The sequence below is a fragment of the Chitinophaga sp. Ak27 genome (assembly GCF_012726295.1).
Classification (GTDB): domain Bacteria; phylum Bacteroidota; class Bacteroidia; order Chitinophagales; family Chitinophagaceae; genus Chitinophaga.
Map to the genome: position 1 here is coordinate 185,415 of NZ_JABAOB010000009.1, position 21,129 is coordinate 206,543.

General features: G+C 50.3%; 2 protein-coding genes. Both read left to right on the forward strand.

Going from position 1 to position 21,129, the window contains the following annotated elements; translation table 11 throughout:
• Positions 1-77 precede the first annotated feature (77 nt).
• Positions 78-14,498 carry a non-ribosomal peptide synthetase/type I polyketide synthase gene (locus tag HGH90_RS26115; RefSeq protein WP_169192229.1) on the forward strand — a complete coding sequence of 4,807 codons (14,421 nt, stop codon included), beginning with the start codon at positions 78-80 and terminating at the stop codon, positions 14,496-14,498.
• A 38-nt stretch (positions 14,499-14,536) separates the two neighbouring features.
• Positions 14,537-21,127 (forward strand): non-ribosomal peptide synthetase, encoded by a 6,591-nt coding sequence (locus HGH90_RS26120; protein WP_169192230.1) that lies wholly within the window; start codon positions 14,537-14,539, stop codon positions 21,125-21,127.
• Positions 21,128-21,129 lie beyond the last annotated feature (2 nt).

Below are 21,129 nucleotides of genomic sequence, written 5' to 3' on the forward strand. Positions count from 1 at the left end.
TATAAGTAGAGAGATGGAATCTCCATCTCTCTACCCGGTAAACTATTGTTATTAGCGAACCAATAACTGCGTAAAAAATGAAAAATGAGCTGTCCCTGAAGACCCTGCCTGAGCTGCTGATCAACCAAAAAGACCAACGTAATGTAGGTGTCAGCTTTATAATAGCAGCCACCAGGACGATTTTTCTATCCTATCATCAATTGTATCATGATGCCTTATCCCTGCTCGGATACTTACAGCATAAAGGCTTGAAACCCGGCGATGAACTGGTGTTACAGATAGAAGATGGCCAGCGTTTTATCCAGTATTTCTGGGCCTGCGTTTTAGGAGGGATTATACCTGTGCCGGTGTCTATTACGCACTATAGCGAGAATGCCCGGAAACTGTATAAAATCAGGGCATACCTGAAAAACCCTTATTTAATTACTACCCCTGCGCATTATGAAAAATTATGCAAGCAGGACTACAGCGATGGCGCTGCCGACAAAACTTTTTACGACCAGGTGTTATTCCTGGATGAAGATAAAGACGGCCTGCCAACCGGCATCATGGCCAACGTTACCCCGGACGATATTGCCTTTCTCCAGTTTTCATCTGGTTCTACTGGTAACCCCAAAGGGGTGGAGATCAGGCACCGCAACCTGATTGCGAATACTTTCCCAACGTTGGATGCGTATCAATGCACCAAAGACGATATATTTTTAAGCTGGATGCCGCTTACACACGATCTCGGGTTAATTGGCTTCCACCTTAATCCACTGGCAGCCGGTGTACAGCAGTATATCATGCCTACAGACCTGTTTATCAGGCATCCGTTGCTATGGCTGCAAAAAGCGTCCGATTACCGTATTACTATTACCTGTTCTCCCAACTTTGGGTATAAATATTATTTAAATCATTTTGAAGAAGAGAAGGGGGAAAAGCTGGACTTGTCTACGGTGCGAATTATATTGAATGGCGCCGAACCTATTTCTGCTAACCTGGCCAGGGTTTTCAACGACCGGATGGCAAAATATAACCTCGATCCAATGGCTATGCGCGCGGTATATGGTCTCGCGGAAGCTACGTTGGAAGTCACTTTCCCCAGGGCGCATGTTCCCTTCAAAAGTGTATTTGTAAAAAGAGCGTCGCTCACCATCGGTAAGAGCATTACCGGCAAATCGCTCCAGGAGAAGGGTGGAGCAGATACCCTGGAAGTTGTGGCGGTAGGCACGCTGATAGATGGTCTTGAGTTACGGATTGTCAATGAAAAAGGCGCCACGCTGAAGCCCGGGCACGCCGGTATTATCTGGGTGAAAGGCGAATGTGTAGCCAGCCGCTACTACAATAACGAAGCTGCCAGCAATAATACCTTCAAAGATGGATGGCTCAATACCGGTGATACCGGCTTTGTGCTCGACGATGTTTTGTATATCATGGGCCGGGTAAAGGACATCATCTTCGTAAACGGCGGAAACGTATATCCACATGATATTGAGCACACCCTGGAAACCCTCGACGAAATCGACACTGGTAAAGTGGTGGCCTGTGGTATCCCCGATGAGGTCAGCGGATCAGAATCTATTGTTGTTTTTGTTGTACATAAAACGTCGGCAGAAAAATTCCTGCCCATAATATCACTGGTGAAGAGAACGGTGGCATCGAGGCTGGGACTGGAAGTGAAGCAGGTAATCCCTGTGAGAAAGATCTTCAAAACAACCAGCGGAAAAGTAAGAAGACATTTATTTGTAGAAGAATATATCAAAGGCGCCTATAATGAAGCGATCGTGGAAGTGGCTGCTGCAGAACTGGCGGCCGCGCCGAATGAAGTGATGGTGGGGCCTGCAACAGCAACTATCACCAATGCACATACGCTATCGCTGCTAAAAGAATGGCTGGAATCCTGGCTGAAACAGCATTTGCATACAACGCCGGCGGAATTGTTGGCCCAAAGAACTTTTGCAGAATACGGACTTACCTCCATATTATCGGTGCAACTGGCAATGGACCTGGAAACTTTCCTGCAAACGCCGGTCGAGAATACAGTGGTATTCAATTATCCAACTGTACAGGGCCTGGCCGCCCATTTTGCAGGAATGACACTGCCATTGCCGGAAAAGGAAAGTACGCCAGCAGCATCAGGTCTGGCCGGTGATCAGCTGGCAGTTATCGGCATGGGCTGCCGTTTTCCGGGTAATGTGAACTCGCCGGAAGCGATGTGGGCATTATTGAAATCGGCCCGGGATGCGGTGAGCGAAGTGCCGGAAAACAGATGGAACACGGCAGCGTATTTCGACCTGCAGGAAGATGCTCCCGGAAAGATGTATACTCGTCATGGTGGTTTCATTGAACAGGTGGATCAATTTGATCCGTTGTTTTTCGGCATTTCCCCCAGGGAGGCCGCAGCGATGGATCCGCAGCAACGGCTGCTGCTGGAAGTTTGCTGGGAAGCGCTGGAGCACGCCGGCATTGCGCCGTTTTCGTTGAGAGGCTCCGACAGCGGCATTTTTGTGGGCATGAGCACAGATGACTACCAGCAGGTAATTCGCGACAACAGCGATGTTACTTACTATGAAGATGTATTTACCGGTTTAGGTATAGAAAGAAGTATTGCCGCCGGCAGGATTGCTTACCTGTTGGATTTTCACGGTCCGGCATTGCAACTGGATACCGCGTGTTCCTCTTCTTTGCTGAGTGTTTACCAGGCCGCTCAGAGCCTGTTGCGCAAAGAGTGCTCCCTGGCGCTGGCCGGTGGCGTGAACCTCATGTTATCGCCAGATACTACCGTTAAGCTATGCCGCATGAAAGCATTGTCGCCCACCGGGCAATGCAAAACTTTTGATGATAGCGCGGATGGATATGTGAGGGGAGAAGGAGCAGGCATGGTGGTTTTAAAGCGGCTGGAGGATGCCCTGGCTGCTGGCGACAATATTCTTGCCGTTATAAGGGGAGGTGCAGTGAATCACGACGGACAAAGTAATGGGCTGACGGCTCCAAATGGTATTGCCCAGCAACAGCTGATAGAAAAGGCATTGAAAAATGCTGCCGTGGAGGCAAATAGTATACACTACGTAGAAACACATGGAACAGGTACCCGCCTCGGCGATCCGGTAGAAGTACTGGCGCTGAATGCTGTTTATGGCCGCTTCCGTAACACGGAACAGCCTTTGCTGCTGGGTGCACTGAAATCAAATATAGGACACCTGGAGGCGGCAGCGGGTATTGCCGGTTTTATTAAAACCGTACTAAGCCTGCAACACCGTCAAATCCCTGCCAGTCTCCATTTTAACACCCCTAATCGGTTCGTTCCCTGGAAAGATATGCCGGTAAGGGTAGCAGATACCCTTACGCCCTGGCCATCTGCCGCATCGCCCAGGAGGGCCGCTGTCAGCGCTTTTGGTTTGAGTGGCACAAACGTGCACCTGGTATTGGAAGAAGCGCCGGCGGTAACGACGCGGGAAGAAATGCAGCTGCCAGCTTATCCTTTGCTGTTGTCGGCCAGAACACCGGCGGCATTGAAAGCAATGGTATCCCGGTATATTTCATTCCTGCCGGAAAGCCCTGCTTCGATCGGTACTATTGCCCGGACCATGGCATTGAGCCGCGACACATATGCCTGCCGGCTCGCCTGGCAGGCGGTTTCCAAAGAGGATGCTGCCCGGCAGTTGCAGGGATATATTGCCGGCAAAGGACAACACAGTATAGTTACCGGGGATACTTTACATGCTCCCGGAAAAATTGCCTGGCTGTTTACCGGTCAGGGCGCCCAATACTGGAATATGGGCAGGGAGCTGTATGATACCAATGAGGTATTCAGGCGGGTGTTAGATGATTGTGATGTTTTCCTGAAAAAGAGCTGGCCATTTTCATTAACGGATCTGCTCTACAGAAAGCATACAGAAGAAGCTGACACCTTATTGCGCCAAACCGTTTTTACGCAACCGGCCTTATTCGCCATAGAATGTGCGCTGGCAGAGGTGTGGCGGTCATGGGGTATTATGCCGGATATCGTGATGGGACACAGCGCTGGTGAATATGCCGCTGCTTATGCCGCCGGGGTATTCAGCCTGTATGATGGCCTGGCGCTGATCACGGCAAGGGCGGCGTTGATGAACGCCGTTAAAGAGGAAGGCAGTATGGCAGTAGTATTTGCGGACGCTGTTAAAGTAGCCGCCGCTATTCAGCCCTATGGCAACGACTTATCGATTGCTGCCATTAACGGACCGGAACTGATAGTCATCTCAGGGAAAAAAGAAGCAGTACAGGCGGTGACAAAATTCCTGAAGCAAGCCGGTGTAGGGAGCCGCGAAATGCAGGTGTCACATGCTTTCCATTCCGCCCTGATGGAGCCGGTATTGAAACCGTTCCATAAAATTGCGGCCGGCGTGCAATATCATTTGCCAGTTGTTCCGCTGGTATCGAACGTCACCGGTGCTATTGCAGGAAAAGAGATTACGGATGCTGCTTACTGGAGTAAGCATATCCTGGCCCCGGTACTGTTTTCTCAAGGTATTGAAACGATAAAAGCCGCGGGCGAATATACCCTGATGGAGCTGGGACCTCAGCCCAGTTTGCTATCTATGGCGCAGCTGACCCTGAAATATGATGAGGATCGTTTGTTGCCGGTGATGAGGGAAGGGCGTTCGTCCTGGACTACCATGCTTAATGCCCTGATAGCACTGCATGTAAAAGGAGTGGCGGTTAACTGGCCCGCATTCCATGCCGCCGGTGCACCTCATAAAGCGATTTTGCCAGCCTATCCCTTCCAACGCCAGCGCTACTGGATAGAAAAAAATACCCGCCGGCAGCAAGAAAATTTGTCTAACGGAAAGGAAGTAAATACCCCGTCTACCCCTAATAACACCCACATGAGTCACAATAACCATTTACTCCCCAATAGTGCCGGGTATATCGCCGGTTACCTGGCAGAAAATCTCAGCAGGCTATTGAAAATGTCTTCTCCGGAAGAACTGAACATCCATACGCCCTTCCTGTCGCAGGGCGCGGATTCGTTGATCATGGCCAGCCTGGTAAGAAAAATAGAGAATGAATACGGGTTGAGTTTTTCTATGCGCCTGATCTTTGAAGAACTTACTTCTATTCAATTGATGGCGGAGTATATTGCTGAACATGCAACGGTATTTGTTACTGCAAACAGCGCGCCGGTAGCTGTACCCCCTGTACCAGCGGCTACAGCGGCAGCTGCCCCGTTGCCTTCCCCATCGCCCTTACCAGCTATCACACCGCAGGCACCGGCGCCGGGCGTTTATCATGTGATCCAGGATACTTTCCAATTGATGCAGCAACAACTCAATGTTATTGCGCAACAATTTCAGTGGATGTCGCAAGGCATACAGCCGGTGATCAGCCATAGCAACGGTCATGCTGCAAACGGGCATCCTGGTGCGCCGTCGCCCGCAGTAAATGCGGGCAGCGCGGCGCCACCCGCGACTGCCACTCCCAAAAAAGGCGTCTCTATTTTCCCGAAAATAGAAACTAAACCAGGACAAAAATATTCGCCGGCGCAACAGGCCTACCTGGATGCTTTTATAGAGAAGTATACCGCCAAAACCAAAACCTCTAAGGCGCTCACAGAGAAATATCGCCCCGTACTGGCGGATAACCGCGTATCGGCGGGCTTCCGCTTTGCCACCAAAGAAATGGTGTATCCTATTGTAGCCGCGTCTTCCCTGGGATCAAAAATGACCGATGTGGATGGCAATGAATACGTGGACCTCACCATGGGTTTTGGGGTTAACTTATTAGGCCATCGTCCCGAAATAGTAACGGCAGCTATTCATAAACAATTGGAGAAAGGCTATCAGCTGGGCCCTCAAACCTATCTTGCCGGAGAGGTAGCCACCCGCATTGCGGCGCTTACCGGTATGGAGAGGGTAAGCTTCCATAACTCCGGTACGGAAGCAGTAATGTCGGCCATGCGGTTGGCCCGTACCACTACCGGCAAAAAGAAGATCGCCATCTTCCTCGGTTCCTATCATGGTTATTTTGATGGCACACTGGCGATGGTGGAAGATATTGAACATGATCATAACGGCATTCCTATTGCGCCGGGCGTTATCCCCAACATGGTTGCCGATGTGCTGGTATTTGATTACCTCAATCCCAATGTAGTAGAACAGATCCGTGCACATGCACACGAGCTGGCTGCCGTACTGGTAGAGCCTATCCAGAGCAGGCGACCAGGCTATCAGCCAAAAGCATTACTACACGAGCTGCGTGCCATGACTGAACAGGAAAAGATCATCCTGATCTTCGATGAAATGATTACCGGTTTCCGTATTCATCCGGGCGGTGTACAGGCACATTTTGGTATCCGTGCCGACATGGCTACCTATGGTAAAATTGCCGGTGGTGGCATGCCGATAGGTATCATTGCCGGTAAAGACTGGTGTATGCAGGCTTTTGACGGCGGACTATGGAACTATAAAGACGATTCTTATCCCAAAGCAGAAACTACTTTCCTGGCCGGTACTTTCTGTAAACATCCGCTAAGCATGGTGGCTTCACTAGCCGTTTTAGGTGAACTGGAAAGACAGGGACCCGCGCTGCAGGAAAAACTGAACGCCCGCACCAGCCGCCTGATCAGCAATATCACCCGGTTGTTCGACGAAAACCAGGTGCCCATCAAAGTGAACAACTTTGGCTCCCTGTTTTATTTCTCTATTTCCGGTAACATGGACTTGTTCTTCTATCACCTGCTGGAAAAAGGAGTATACATATGGGAAGGCAAAACCTGTTTTCTCTCCGCGGCGCATACTGATGAAGATATTGACTTTATTGAAAAATGTTTCAGAGACTGTATCACGGAATTACAACAAGCAGGGTTTTTACCGAAGGTAACCCCGGTAAAGAAAAATGTGGTACCTGTGGCAGATGCGCTCTTAAATGTTTTGCCAACAGTGATTGAAAAACAAGACCGGCCCGCCCGCATCCCCTTATCGTTCAGCCAGGAACGTTTATGGTTCATCGATCAACTGGAAGGCAGTGTACAATATAACCTGCCGGCAATTGTAAGGTTGAAGGGGAGACTGGATAAAAATGCACTCGCCTACGCATTACAAAGCATTGTAGACCGCCATGAAATATTAAGAACTAATATTGACGAGGAGGAAGGGCATGCCTATCAACGGGTGCAGGAGGTAGTAAACTGGCAAATGGTGGAAGTAGAAGATCCGCTGTACCAGCACAATGCCGCGGCCTTACAAACCTATATTGCGGGTTTGGTGAACACGCCATTCAATTTGTCGGACGATCATATGCTAAGGGCTCACCTGATCCGGGTTTCAGACAACGAAAATGTGCTGGTGCTCACCATACATCATATTGTTTTTGATGATTCCTCTGCACATATCTTTTTCCAGGAACTGATTGAAATATATAATGCATATCTGGGCGGCCGCCAGCCTGTGTTGCCCGCATTGAAAATTCAGTATGCGGACTACGCTATATGGCAGCGGCGTTTTTTACAGGGCCCCCTGGTAGCACAGAAATTAGCCTACTGGAAAAAGAAGCTGGACGGCGTTACGTTACTACAGTTGCCCACGGACTTTGAACGCCCGGTTGTTAAGAGTACCCGGGGGGCGGTAATTACCATGCACCTTAGCAAGGAACTATCTGCGCAGGTAAAGCAACTGGGCCGGCAGCAGGGCGTTACGCTGTTTACCACCTTACTCGCCGCCTTAAAAGTATTGATGTACCGTTACAGCGGGCAGGAAGATATTTGCATCGGCTGCGCTACTGCCGGCAGGGCGCAAATGGAGCTGGAACCATTGCTGGGCTTCTTTGTCAATACGCTCGCACTCCGCAGCAATCTCAGTGGAGGCCCTTCTTTTGCCGCTGTGTTGAAAGAAGTACAAAACACCTTGTTTGATGCCCACGATAACCAGGAAGTACCTTTTGAAAAAGTAGTAAAAGAGGTAATGGGAGAGCGGGATATCAGGAAGAATCCTTTATTCCAGGTAATGTTTACCCTGCAGAATATTCCGCTGATGTCGGAACTACGATTGGGTGAAGCAACTATCGCCCCTGAACCGGTGATCCGCAGTACCAGCCTGTTTGATATCTTCTGGACCGTGGAAGAAAGACCTGAAGGCATTGCCCTGGAAGTAGAATATTGCATCGACTTATTCCAGGAAGCTACTATTGAGCGAATGATGCATCATTACATGGCCCTGCTGCAGGCAGCCGTACAAAATCCGGCTACTGCCATTGGCAAATTGAACATGCTGAGTGACGCAGAAACCCATCAGCTGCTGGTTACCTTCAACGACACCGCAGTGCCATACCCCGTCAATAAAACGATTACGGCGCTGTTTGAAGAACAGGTGGTACTATCGCCCGATGCCATTGCATTATCATTCGGCGAACAGCAACTTACTTACCGGGAGCTGGAGGAGCAGTCGAACCGGGTAGCCCATTACTTCCGCAAACAGGGCGTTAAAGAAGGTGTGATGGTACCGCTATGTATGGATCGGTCCATTCACCTGATCGTAAGTATCCTCGGCATCCTGAAAGCAGGAGGGGCTTATGTGCCTGTGGACCCGGCTTACCCCAAAGACCGTATTGCCTATATGCTCCAGGATACCGGCAGCAAACTGGTGGTGACCACTACCGATCAGCAGTCGCTGCTGGCCGTGGAAGCAGAACACGCCACGCTGATCTTTGTCGATAATATCCTCGACGTACTCGCCACTATGCCGGCGCATCCGCTGGCGGTGAAAACCGACCCGGATTCACTGGCTTATGTTATTTATACCTCCGGTTCTACCGGCAGGCCCAAGGGCGCTATGGTCATTCACCGCAATGTAACTAGCCTGGCAAGGGGCGGTAATTTCGTAGAGCTGAGCGCCACAGATACTTTACTGTCTACCGGATCGCCCTCCTTCGACGCTACTACGATTGAGTACTGGGGCATGCTCCTGAATGGTGGCCAGCTGGTATTATGCCCGGAAAAAAAGCTGCTCGACAACCAGCTGCTCAAACAGGAAATCCGGTACCGGCGCGTGACCAAAATGTGGTTTACCGCCAGTTGGTTTAACCAGCTGGTAGATGATGATATCACCATTTTCGAAGGATTGACCGCGGTGATGGCCGGTGGAGAAAAATTATCAGAAGAACATATCCGTAAGTTCCGGGCTGCCTATCCTGCTACGCAGGTTATTAACGGTTACGGCCCTACGGAAAATACTACTTTTTCCCTCACCTGGAATATTGCGGCAGTAGTGCCCGGCAAAAGTATTCCTATCGGCCGCCCATTGGGTAACCGTACAGCCTATGTGCTGGATAGCGCCATGCAATTGCTGCCCGTAGGTACGCCCGGAGAACTGTATGTGGGTGGCGACGGTGTATCCCGTGGGTACCTGAACCAACCCGAGCTGACGGCGGAAAAATTTGTTGCTGATCCGTTTACGGACCTCCGGGGCGCCAGGTTGTATCGTACCGGCGACCGCGCCCGCTGGCTGCCGGATGGAACGGTGGAATACCTGGGCCGTATGGACGACCAGATCAAAGTGCGTGGCTACCGCATAGAACCCGGCGAAATAGAAAGAGCGCTCAACAACCTGGATGAAGTAGCCGCCAGTTGTGTAGTGGTAAAAGAACAAACGGGTGCTGAAAAGCGGCTGGTAAGCTACTATGTGCCCGACCAGCAGGCTGTACTGCAAACAGAACAGGAGCTGTACCTGCAACAGGTAGCCACCTGGAAGGAACTGTATGAAACGGCTTATAGCAAAACAGAGGAAGTAAAAGATTTGGATGAAGAATTTAATATCACCGGCTGGAACGACAGCTTTACCGGCGAAGCCTTGCCTGCCCAGAACATGCGCAGCTGGCTGGAAGATATTACCAGCGTGATACTGGCCACTAACCCGCGTAACGTACTGGAAATAGGCTGTGGCACCGGCTTGATCTATTTTCAGCTGGCTGGTCATATCGAAAAATATATTGGTACCGATTTCTCGCAGGTATCTACCCACCAGCTGCAGCAACATATCAACAAAGGGCTGCGCCGCTACCCGGAAACAACCCTGCAAATATGCGCCGCGCATGAAGTTACCCTGGAAGAAGATACCACGATAGATACCGTAATTTTAAACTCCATTGTACAATACTTCCCCGGCGCACAATATATGTCGGATGTGTTGGCCAATGCCATTTCCCTGCTCAAAGGGAAAGGGCATATCGTGATCGGGGATGTGAGAGACCTCCGTTTACTCCCTTCTTTCAAACGCAGGCTGCAACTGGAGAAGCTGCAAAGCAAAACCAGTTTACGTGAATTTGAGTGGAATGTAGACCAGGAAGTATGGAAAGAAGAAGAACTGTGTTTTTCACCTGCCTGGTTCTTCCAGCTGCAATCCCTTTATCCTGAGATAACCCATGTGGACATACAATGGAAACAAGGTGACTATATCAATGAACTTACGCTCTACCGCTACACGGTGGTGCTGCATATCGACACGGAAAAACCGGTACTGCAACCGCAATGGCAATCATGGGACGAATTGGCAGATAAGAACAGCATTTTATCCCACCTGGCCGCCGGCCATCCCAGAATTGCATTACACCGCGTACCTAACCCAAGGTTATGGAAAGAAAGGTTACTGGAACAGGCACTTACAGTTAGAAACATCAACCAGGTAGGAGACCTGGCAGATTATATTCTCACGCCGGACAACGATACCAAAGTAGTGAACGAAATACTGGCGGCCGCCAAAGCTGCCGGTTATCATAGCCGCTTCCTGCTGAACGAAGATCCGTTTAAAATAAACCTGCTCCTGGAACAAACACCGTTCAATGGCTTTGTAGAACCGGCTTATAGTAAAGCCTCCGGTTATACAGAGGGCGTGAAGACAAACATACCTTTGTTCCCCGATATCTGCGAAGTGCTGGAAAAAGATATCCGCGCGCAGTTACAGCAACGTTTACCAGAATACATGGTGCCATCAGCCTTTGTAGCCTTGCAGTTATTGCCGCTAACCAGCAACGGTAAAGTTGACCGCCGGTTCTTAACAGAATGGGAATTTATACAACGCAAGCGTTTATTGAATTACCAGGCGCCGGTCACTGCTACAGAACAACAACTGGCCGATATCTGGCAACGCCTGTTGGGCGTGGAACGGGTAGGTACCCAGGATAATTTCTTTGAGCTGGGCGGACATTCGCTGCTGGCTACCCGCGCGGTATCTGCCATCCGTAAAGAGATGGAGGCAGAGCTGACGGTAAAAGATTTCTTCCTGCATCCCACTGTTGCCTCACTGGCTGGTTACCTGCAACTGCAACATAAGGGACTGCTGCTACCGGCGCTTTTTGCGGTAGAAAGACCAGCCCAGATCCCACTGTCATTCAGCCAGGAGCGCCTGTGGTTTATTGATCAGCTGGAAGGCAGCGTGTCTTATCATATGCCGGTGGTGTTGCGACTGAAAGGCTTGCTGGACAAGGCGTCGCTTGGCTACGCTATAGGCCAGATCGTACAGCGTCACGAATCGCTGCGCACCATCATCAAACAGGAGCAGGGAAAGCCTTATCAGCAGATACTGGATAGGGACCAGTGGCAGCTGACGGCAATCACTTTCACAGAGGATGCTACTGCTTTACAGGCCTATATTACCAGCCTGGTATATAAACCATTTGATCTTGCCGTTGACTTCATGCTGCGGGCACATCTGCTGCAGGTGTCGGCAGAAGAGCATGTGCTGGTACTGGTGATGCATCATATTGCTTCCGATGGCTGGTCGGTATCGATATTAATCAATGAACTCATTGCCCTGTACCGGGCGCACAGCACCGGCAGCGCTACGCATTTGACTGTTCCGGATATACAATATGCAGATTACGCGATCTGGCAACGCAGGCACCTGGAAGGCGCCGCACTGAAGAAACGCCTGGTATACTGGCAGGAGAAGCTGTCGGGTGTGGAAGTGCTGCATCTGCCCACAGACTATTTGCGTCCGCCGGTACAGAGCACGCGCGGCGCCATCAGCCGCTTCCGGTTGGATAAAGAGCTACGCGATCACTTGCAGGTATTGTCCCAGCAGCAGGGCGTCACCTTGTTTATGACTTTGCTCACGGCGTTCAAAGTATTGCTGTACCGATATAGTGGCCAGGATGATATTTGTGTGGGTACTTCCATTGCCGGCAGAACGCAGCAGGAAGCAGAAGGGCTGATCGGGTTCTTCGTAAATACGCTGGCCCTGCGCAGTGACCTGAGCGGTGATCCGACTTTTATTACGCTGCTGCAACAGGTGAAGGAAACTACCCTGGATGCTTACGACCACCAGGATGCACCTTTTGAAAAGATAGTGGAGCTGGTGGAGAAAGAGCGAGATATGAGCAGAACGGCTTTATTCCAGGTAATGTTTGAACTGTTTAATATGCCGGACGCACCAGACCTGAAACTGGGCGAGCTGCATATTACGCAGGAAGAAATTCCGCATACCGTAACCCTGTTTGATCTCAGCTGCTGCCTACAGGAAGACGCCGATGGATTAAGCGGCTATATTGAGTATTGTGTGGACCTGTTTACGGAAGATAGTATTCAGCGACTGGTGAAACACTATGAGCAGTTGCTGCAATTCATTGTGCAGCTGCCGGCGGCGCATATAGGCTCCCTGCCTATGTTACGGCCGGAAGAGGAACAACAGTTGCTGGTTGATTTTAATAATACCGCGGTGGCATTTCCACAGGACAAAACATTTATCGACCTGTTTGTATTCCAGGCCGCGATTACGCCGGCAGCACCGGCTATTATCGCTGGTGATACGGTGGTGAGTTATAAAGCGTTGGACGAGCGTTCCAACCAACTGGCGCACTACCTGAGAGGAGCGGGCGTCACTGAAAATTCGCTGGTGCCGGTTTGCCTGGAACGGTCTGCAGACATGGTCATCGCCATACTGGGCATCCTGAAAGCCGGAGCAGCTTATGTACCTGTTGACCCGGAATACCCCGTGGCCAGAATTGCTTTTATACTGGAGGATTGCAATGCCCATCTCGTTATAAGCACGCACTACGGAGCGGAAAAATTAAAGGATATCACGGGGCTAAACATCTTCCTCATAGACGGAGATGCTGCTACACTGGATATACAACCGGTTACGCCGCTGTTTACAGCGCCAGGGCCCAATGACCTGGCTTATATCATCTATACTTCCGGATCTACCGGCAGGCCCAAAGGCGTAATGGTAGAACATGCCGGTATGCTGAATCATTTATTTGCCAAGGTGAATGATTTGAAATTGGATGCTACTACCATTATGGCGTATACGGCGTCTTATACTTTTGATATATCTGTATGGCAGATGTTTGCGCCTTTACTGAGTGGTGGACGTATGGTGGTATACACGGAAGCGCAAATACATCGTCCGGCTGCATTGCTGCGCAGCATCAGCAGCGACGGCATTACCGTGCTGGAGCTGGTGCCCTCTTACCTGGCGGCCGTACTGATGGAAGATAGCCAGGCGCCGCTGGAAAGCCTCCAGTACCTGCTGGTAACCGGTGAGCCGGTAAGCCAGGCGTTGTTATCGAAATGGTTCCAGCATCCACTTTACGGCAGCATTCCCGTAGTAAATGCTTACGGACCTACAGAGGCATCTGACGATATTACCCATCATTTCATGTACGCTACGCCGGCCCGCAATAATGTACCGTTAGGTAAGCCTATACAAAACCTCCGCATTTATATACTGGATACCGCCCGGCAATTATGTCCTGTGGGTGTTGCCGGAGAAATATGTGTTTCCGGTATCGGTGTGTCGAGAGGATACCTGAATGATTCAGAGAAAACAGCAGCCAAATTCATTAAAGACCCTTTCCATGCCGATGGCGCCATACGCATGTATTGTACCGGTGACCTGGGACGATGGTTGCCCGATGGTAGCATTGAAATGCTGGGCCGCATAGATGAACAGGTAAAGATCCGCGGATATAGAATTGAGTTGGGAGAAATTGAAAATGCATTGCAACAGTTTCCCGGTGTAAAATCTGCAGTGGTGTTGGCTAAAGGAGAGGATACCACCGGTGCCGGCAACAGGCGCCTGGTTGGCTATATCGTAACCCGCGAGGGTTACAGCCGCGATACGCTGCTAGCTTATCTGAAAGAAAGACTGCCGGAATACATGGTTCCCGAGCAGCTTATTACCCTGGACCAGCTCCCGCTGACTGCCAACGGAAAAGTAGATAGAAAAGCATTGCCGGAAGCCGATAGCCAGGTATCGCTCACTCAATATGAAGCGCCAGGTAATGACATAGAACAGGCGTTGGAAGATATCTGTAAAAAATTACTGGAAACAGACCGGATCGGGATCAACGACAATCTCTTTGCACTCGGATTGCACTCCCTGCTGGTAATGCGTTTGTCGGCCGTCCTCCAGGAAAAATTCGGACTGCATATAGCTGTCAGGACATTCTTCAAACTCACCACCATCAAAGCGCTGGCTGCCTACGTAAAGATCAGCCAGGCAGCAGTACTGGAAACGTCGGAAGGATTACAGGAAATGAGGTTGTAAAACGGCTTTTTTCTCTCATCATTTAACTTATTAAACATATGCCAGGTTTTAATTTGTCGGAGGTAGTACTGATATTGGAACAAGCGCAGGATCTGGGAATAAGCCTCTCCCTTGATGGAGAAGAGCTGTTACTGAAAACGGACCAGCAAAAACAATTTGCACCATCTTTTCTGCAAACCCTGAAGATAAATAAAGCACAGCTGGTGGCTTACTTTAAAGCGTCGGCAGATACCACCGCCGTTACGTTTGTTACGGAAAAAATCCGGGCAGCGGAACGGCGTGCCGGCGCCCGTATACCGCTGTCGTTTAGCCAGGAACGTTTGTGGTTTATTGATGCCATGCAGGGCTCTGTGCAGTACCATGTACCTGCCATATTACGATTAACAGGCACGCTCAATATTGCGGCCCTGGAACATGCGCTGCGCAACATTATACAACGCCATGAAATATTGCGAACCGTCATCAAGGCTGATCAGGACGGCACCTGGCAGGAAGTGGCTTCCGGCGAAAACTGGAAGTTGGAAAGGATAAACGGCGCAGACTACGCAGAAGATGCTGCCGCTTTACGGACCCGTATTGCCACCCTGATCAACAAACCATTTGATCTGGCATGGGATTATATGTTACGGGCCCAGCTGGTTACGCTCACCAAAAAGGAATACATACTGGTGCTGACGATGCACCATATCGCCGCAGATGGATGGTCTTCCGCTATCCTGATCAGTGAGCTGATGGAAGGCTACCGTGCCTTTACAGAAAAGCGCGATCCGCTTTATACCCCGCTGGATATTCAATATGCCGACTACGCGGTATGGCAGCGTAACTACCTGGCCGGAGCCGTAATGGAACAGAAGATCGCTCACTGGAAAAGTAAACTCACGGATGTAGCGGTAGCTGAAATTCCGGCCGACTTTGAACGTCCTGCTACCAGCAGCAATAAGGGCGCCTTTTTAGTATTTAATATAGAAAATACATTGGCTGCTTCGTTGCGGCAACTGGCACAACAGGAAGACGCAACACTGTATATGGTATTGCTGGCGGCGTTTAAAGTATTGCTGCACCGCTACAGCAGACAAGATGATATATGCGTAGGCGGCGCCGTAGCCGGAAGGATGCGTACAGAACTGGAGCCGCTCATCGGCTTTTTTGTCAATACCCTGGCATTGCGCACCGACCTGGGCGGGCATCCTTCTTTTTTATCCCTATTGCAGCGCGTTAAAAATACTTTACTGGATGCCTACGAATATGAAGATGCGCCTTTTGAAAAAGTAGTAGAAGCAGTAGTGAAAGAACGGGATATGAACAGGAATCCATTGTTTCAATCCATATTTGTATTACAAAATGTACCGGCCATACCGGCGTTACGTATAGACGAGGTGGTTATTACCGAAGAACCTATGATCCGTAACGCCAGCCTGTTTGATCTTACCTGGATTGCAGAAGAACGTCCCGGGGGAATCAGTATTTACCTGGAATATAGTACGGACCTGTTTACGGAAAGCACCATCCGGAAAATGTTTTCGCATTATGAAACCTTGCTGGCGGCCATCGTCAAAAATCCTACGGAGGCAATAAGCTCGCTGGACATGCTGAGCAACGGCGAAAAGGAGCAGTTGCTGCTTAGTTTCAATGCTACGGACTTTCCCTATCCGGCAGATAAAACAATCACGGCGTTGTTCGACGAACAGGTGGTATTGACGCCGGATGCCGTAGCACTTGTTTTTTGCGATACGCAACTTACTTACCGGCAGCTGCAGGAGCAGGCAGACAAGCTGGCCTGGTACCTGCGTAGCAAAGGCGTAAAGGAAGATACGATGGTGCCCATCTGTATGGAGCGTTCCGTACAACTGATAGTGGGCATATTGGCGATACTAAAAGCCGGTGGCGCTTATGTGCCTGTTGACCCTGCCTATCCCAGCGATCGTATCCGGTATATGCTGGAAGATACCCGGTCTGCCCTGATATTGACCAACAGCGCCCAGTTGCCAATGCTGCGTCAGGAGGTGCCTGCTATGGAAATGTTGTGCGTAGATGAAATGATGGAACTGCTCGGCGCTACGCCAATACCAACGCTTGTGACGTCCATCAATCCCGGATCGCTTGCCTATATTATTTATACTTCCGGTTCTACCGGACAGCCCAAAGGAGTGATGGTTACCCATCGCAATGTTACCAGCCTGGCCAGGGGGGGCAACTTCCTGGAATTTAGTGCGGCAGATGTATTATTATCTACCGGTTCTCCTTCTTTCGATGCTACTACCATTGAATATTGGGGCATGTTGCTGAACGGCGGACAGCTGGTATTATGCCCCGAACAGCGATTGCTGGACAACCAGTTGCTGAAGCTGGAGATCCGCCAGCAGGGCGTGAATAAAATGTGGTTTACTGCCAGCTGGTTTAACCAGCTGGTAGATGATGATATCGCCCTGTTTGAGGGATTGAATGCGTTGATGGTAGGAGGGGAGAAGTTATCGGAAGAACATATCCAGCGATTCCAGGCAGCATATCCTGCTACGGCTGTTATTAACGGTTACGGCCCTACGGAAAATACTACCTTTTCGCTCACCTGGAATATAAGGGCAGTGGAACCTGGGAAAAGCATTCCCATTGGCCGGCCACTGGGTAACCGTACCGCTTACATCCTCAGCGCCGAAGGACAATTGCTGCCGGCAGGCGTGCCAGGCGAGCTATATGTGGGAGGCGACGGCGTATCCCTCGGATACCTGAATCAGCCAGTATTAACTGCCCAAAAATTTGTACCTGATCCATTCAGTGATAGGCCTGATGCCAGGTTATACCGTACCGGCGACCTGGCGCGATGGCTGCCAGATGGCGCTATGGCCTATCTGGGCCGGATAGACGACCAGGTGAAAATACATGGTCACCGTATTGAACCCGGCGAAATAGAAAGCATATTACTGCAACACCCGAATATAAAACAGGCGGTGGTATTAATGCAGGTGAAAACAACCGGCGATAAATACCTGGTGGCATACCTGGTACCACAAGGCGATTTTGATAAAGCCGCGCTGACCGATTACCTGAAAAACAGGCTGCCCGCATATATGATACCGGCGCAGCTGGTGTCCCTGGAGAAAATGCCACTTACAGCCAATGGAAAAGCAGACCGGAAAGCCCTCCGGGCGCTGGAAGGAGATAGCGGGGAAACGGCGGTATACGTGGCTCCCGCCAATGAAACAGAACAGCAACTATTAAGTATATGGGAAAGATTTTTACAGAGAAAGGAGATCAGCACCCACGCTAATTTCTTTGAACTGGGAGGGCACTCTTTGCTGGCATCGCGGGTGGTGACCGCTATCCGTAGCGCCCTGCAGATAGAATTAAGTGTTACCCGTTTCTTCCAGTATCCTACCATCGCAGGCATGGCGGAATACCTGGCTGGTAAAGAAAAAGCCGCAAGCTTACCCGCGATTACTGCCGGTACGCGGCCGTTCCGGATACCGTTGGCATTTAGCCAGGAGCGTTTATGGTTTATCGACCAGATGAATGGCACTGTGGCCTACCATGTACCATTGGCCATCCGGTTAAAGGGAACACTGGACGAAAGCGGTTTATCTCATGCGCTGCATGCCATAGTGAACCGGCATGAAGCACTGCGTACGGTAATCCGGCAGGAGCATGGCGTGCCTTACCAGGAATTGCTGCCGGCCGATGACTGGCAGCTTACGCTGATCCAGGACGAAAAATACAGCACACAGGAACAACTACAGGCCCATTTGATCGACCTGGTAAATGCCCCATTTGACCTGGCCCGGGATTATATGTTACGGGCTGATTTAATCCGCCTGTCGGCAGATGAACATATACTGCTGATCACCCTGCATCATATTTCTTCCGATGGCTGGTCCGTTACCTTACTGGTAAATGACATGGCTGAATTATACAATGCTTATATAGAAAAGCGGTCTGCCATGTTGGAACCGCTACATCTCCAGTTTGCAGACTATGCCGTTTGGCAACGCAGCATCGCCGATAGTGACCGGCTGCGTAAGCAGTTATCCTACTGGGAGCAGCAACTGCAAGGCGTGGAAGTATTGCAGCTTCCGGCCGATTTCTCCAGGCCGGCCATTCAAAGCACCCGGGGCGCCGTGAAGCAGTTTACCCTGGATCGCGGTTTGTCACAGCAGCTGCAGCAGTTTTCCCTGCAACAGGATGTTACGCTTTTTATGACCCTGCTAGCGACATTTAAAGTATTACTTTACCGCTACAGTGGCCAGGAAGATATTTGCGTGGGTTCTTCTATTGCCGGCAGAACACAGGAAGAAGTTGCCGGCATAATTGGCTTCTTTGTCAACACCCTGGCGCTGCGCAGTGATCTGAGCCAGCATCCTTCTTTCCTTACTTTGTTACAACAGGTAAAGCAAACCACGCTGGCCGCCTATGATCACCAGGAGGTGCCTTTTGAAAAAGTAGTAGAGGCCGTGAACGCGGAGCGCGACTTAAGCAGAACACCGCTATTCCAGGTGTTGTTTGAATTACAGAATACGCCGGCAGTGGAACAACTGCAATTGGGCGCGTTGACGGTTACCCGGGAAGAGGTAAAGTACAACACCGCCCAGTTTGACCTAGTGGTGTCTATGGAAGACGGCCCTGAAGGACTTACCGGCTACGTGGAATATGTGACCGATGTTTTCGCGGAAGCTACCATTACACAGCTGATAACGCATTTCAGGCAGCTGCTTACCACCGTTATCACGCAGCCGGATACACGCATTAATACATTACCATTGCTGACCGAAGCCGAGCGGCATCAACAGCTGGTGACCTTTAATAATACGACTGTAGATTTTCCTCATAATAGCACATTCATTGACCAGTTTGGCCTGCAGGCGCGGCGTACGCCTGCGGCGCCCGCGCTGGTAATGGACCGCCAGGTGCTTACGTATGCTTCCCTGGAGGAGCGCTCCAATCAACTGGCGCATTACCTGCAGGAAGTGGGGGTAGACAATACCTCGCTGGTACCTGTTTGCTTAGACCGCTCACCGGACATGGTCATCGCGATACTGGCTATTATGAAAGCCGGTGGCGCTTATTTGCCCGTAGATCCAGGATACCCGGAAGAGCGGATGACGTATATGCTGAACGATTGTAAAGCCCAATGGGTTATCAGCAGCAGCACCGGCAAACAAACGCTGGAGAAGGCCAGCCGTGTGCGCATTATTTCCCTGGATGAGGAACAGGCAGTCATCAGCGGATACCCGGTTACTACTTTACCCACATTGCCGGCGCCTTCGCAACTGGCCTATGTGATTTATACTTCCGGTTCTACCGGGCTGCCTAAGGGCGCTATGATAGAACATGCCGGTATGCTAAATCACCTGTTGGCCAAAGTAAATGACCTTAAGATGGACGCCGCTTCCATCGTGGCTTTTACCGCTGCCTTCACTTTCGATATTTCCGTATGGCAGATGTTTGCCGCCTTGTTATGCGGTGGCCATACCGTTATTTACCCCACAGATACCATTTTACAACCCACCTCGCTTATGCAGGCCGTAAAAGCGGATAAGATAACGATCCTCGAGGTAGTTCCTTCCTATCTCTCCGCGATATTGGCTACCGTAAAAGGGACATCTCTCCCGCAACTACAATACCTGCTGGTAACCGGCGAAACAGTTCCCAGGCCGCTGCTGGCGGAATGGTTCCAACATAAGGACTATCGCACTATTCCGGTAGTGAATGCCTATGGCCCTACGGAAGCGTCGGATGATATTACGCATCATTTTATGTATGAAACGCCCGGGCATAGCAATGTACCTCTCGGCAAGCCCATACAAAACCTGCATATACATATACTGGACGCCTCCCAACAGCTATGTCCCATCGGCGTTGCGGGGGAGATCTGTGTATCCGGTATAGGTGTAGGGCGCGGTTATCTTAACAGGCCAGAATTAACGGCAGAAAAATTTGTGAAAGATCCGTTTAGTGAAAATAATACCGTACGAATGTACCGTACGGGCGACCTGGGTAAATGGCTGCCAGACGGCACCATCATGCACCTGGGAAGAATCGACAACCAGGTGAAGATTCGTGGCTACCGCATAGAACCAGGTGAAATTGAAAGGGTGATAGAAAAAAGCGGGATGATCAAACAGGTAGTGGTGATGACGAAAGCAGACCAGCACCAACAACTGCAGCTGGTAGCTTATGTAGTAGGACGGGAAAATTTTGATAAAGATGAACTGCTGGGATACCTGAAAACAAAACTCCCGGAATATATGGTACCGGCGCAGTGGGTAGTATTAGCGGAAATGCCGCTTTCCGCCAATGGAAAGATCGACAGGAAAGCGTTGCCGGAATCTACGATAGCTACCGTGTCAGCCGGTTTATATGTAGCTCCCACCAATGAGCTGGAGGGAAAACTGGCAGCTATCTGTGCCAGGCTGCTGGAAATAGAACGGGTAAGCATATACGATAACCTCTTTGAAATTGGCATGCATTCCCTGTTGATCATGCGCCTTGCGGCCACGGTTCACGAGGAATTTGGTATGCAGGTATCGGTGCGGACTTTCTTTCAGCTGACAACGATTGCTGCCTTAGCCAAGTATATCGACATAAATAAAATGGTGGCTGTTACCCCCACTTCTAAACAGAAAAAAATTATTCTATAACC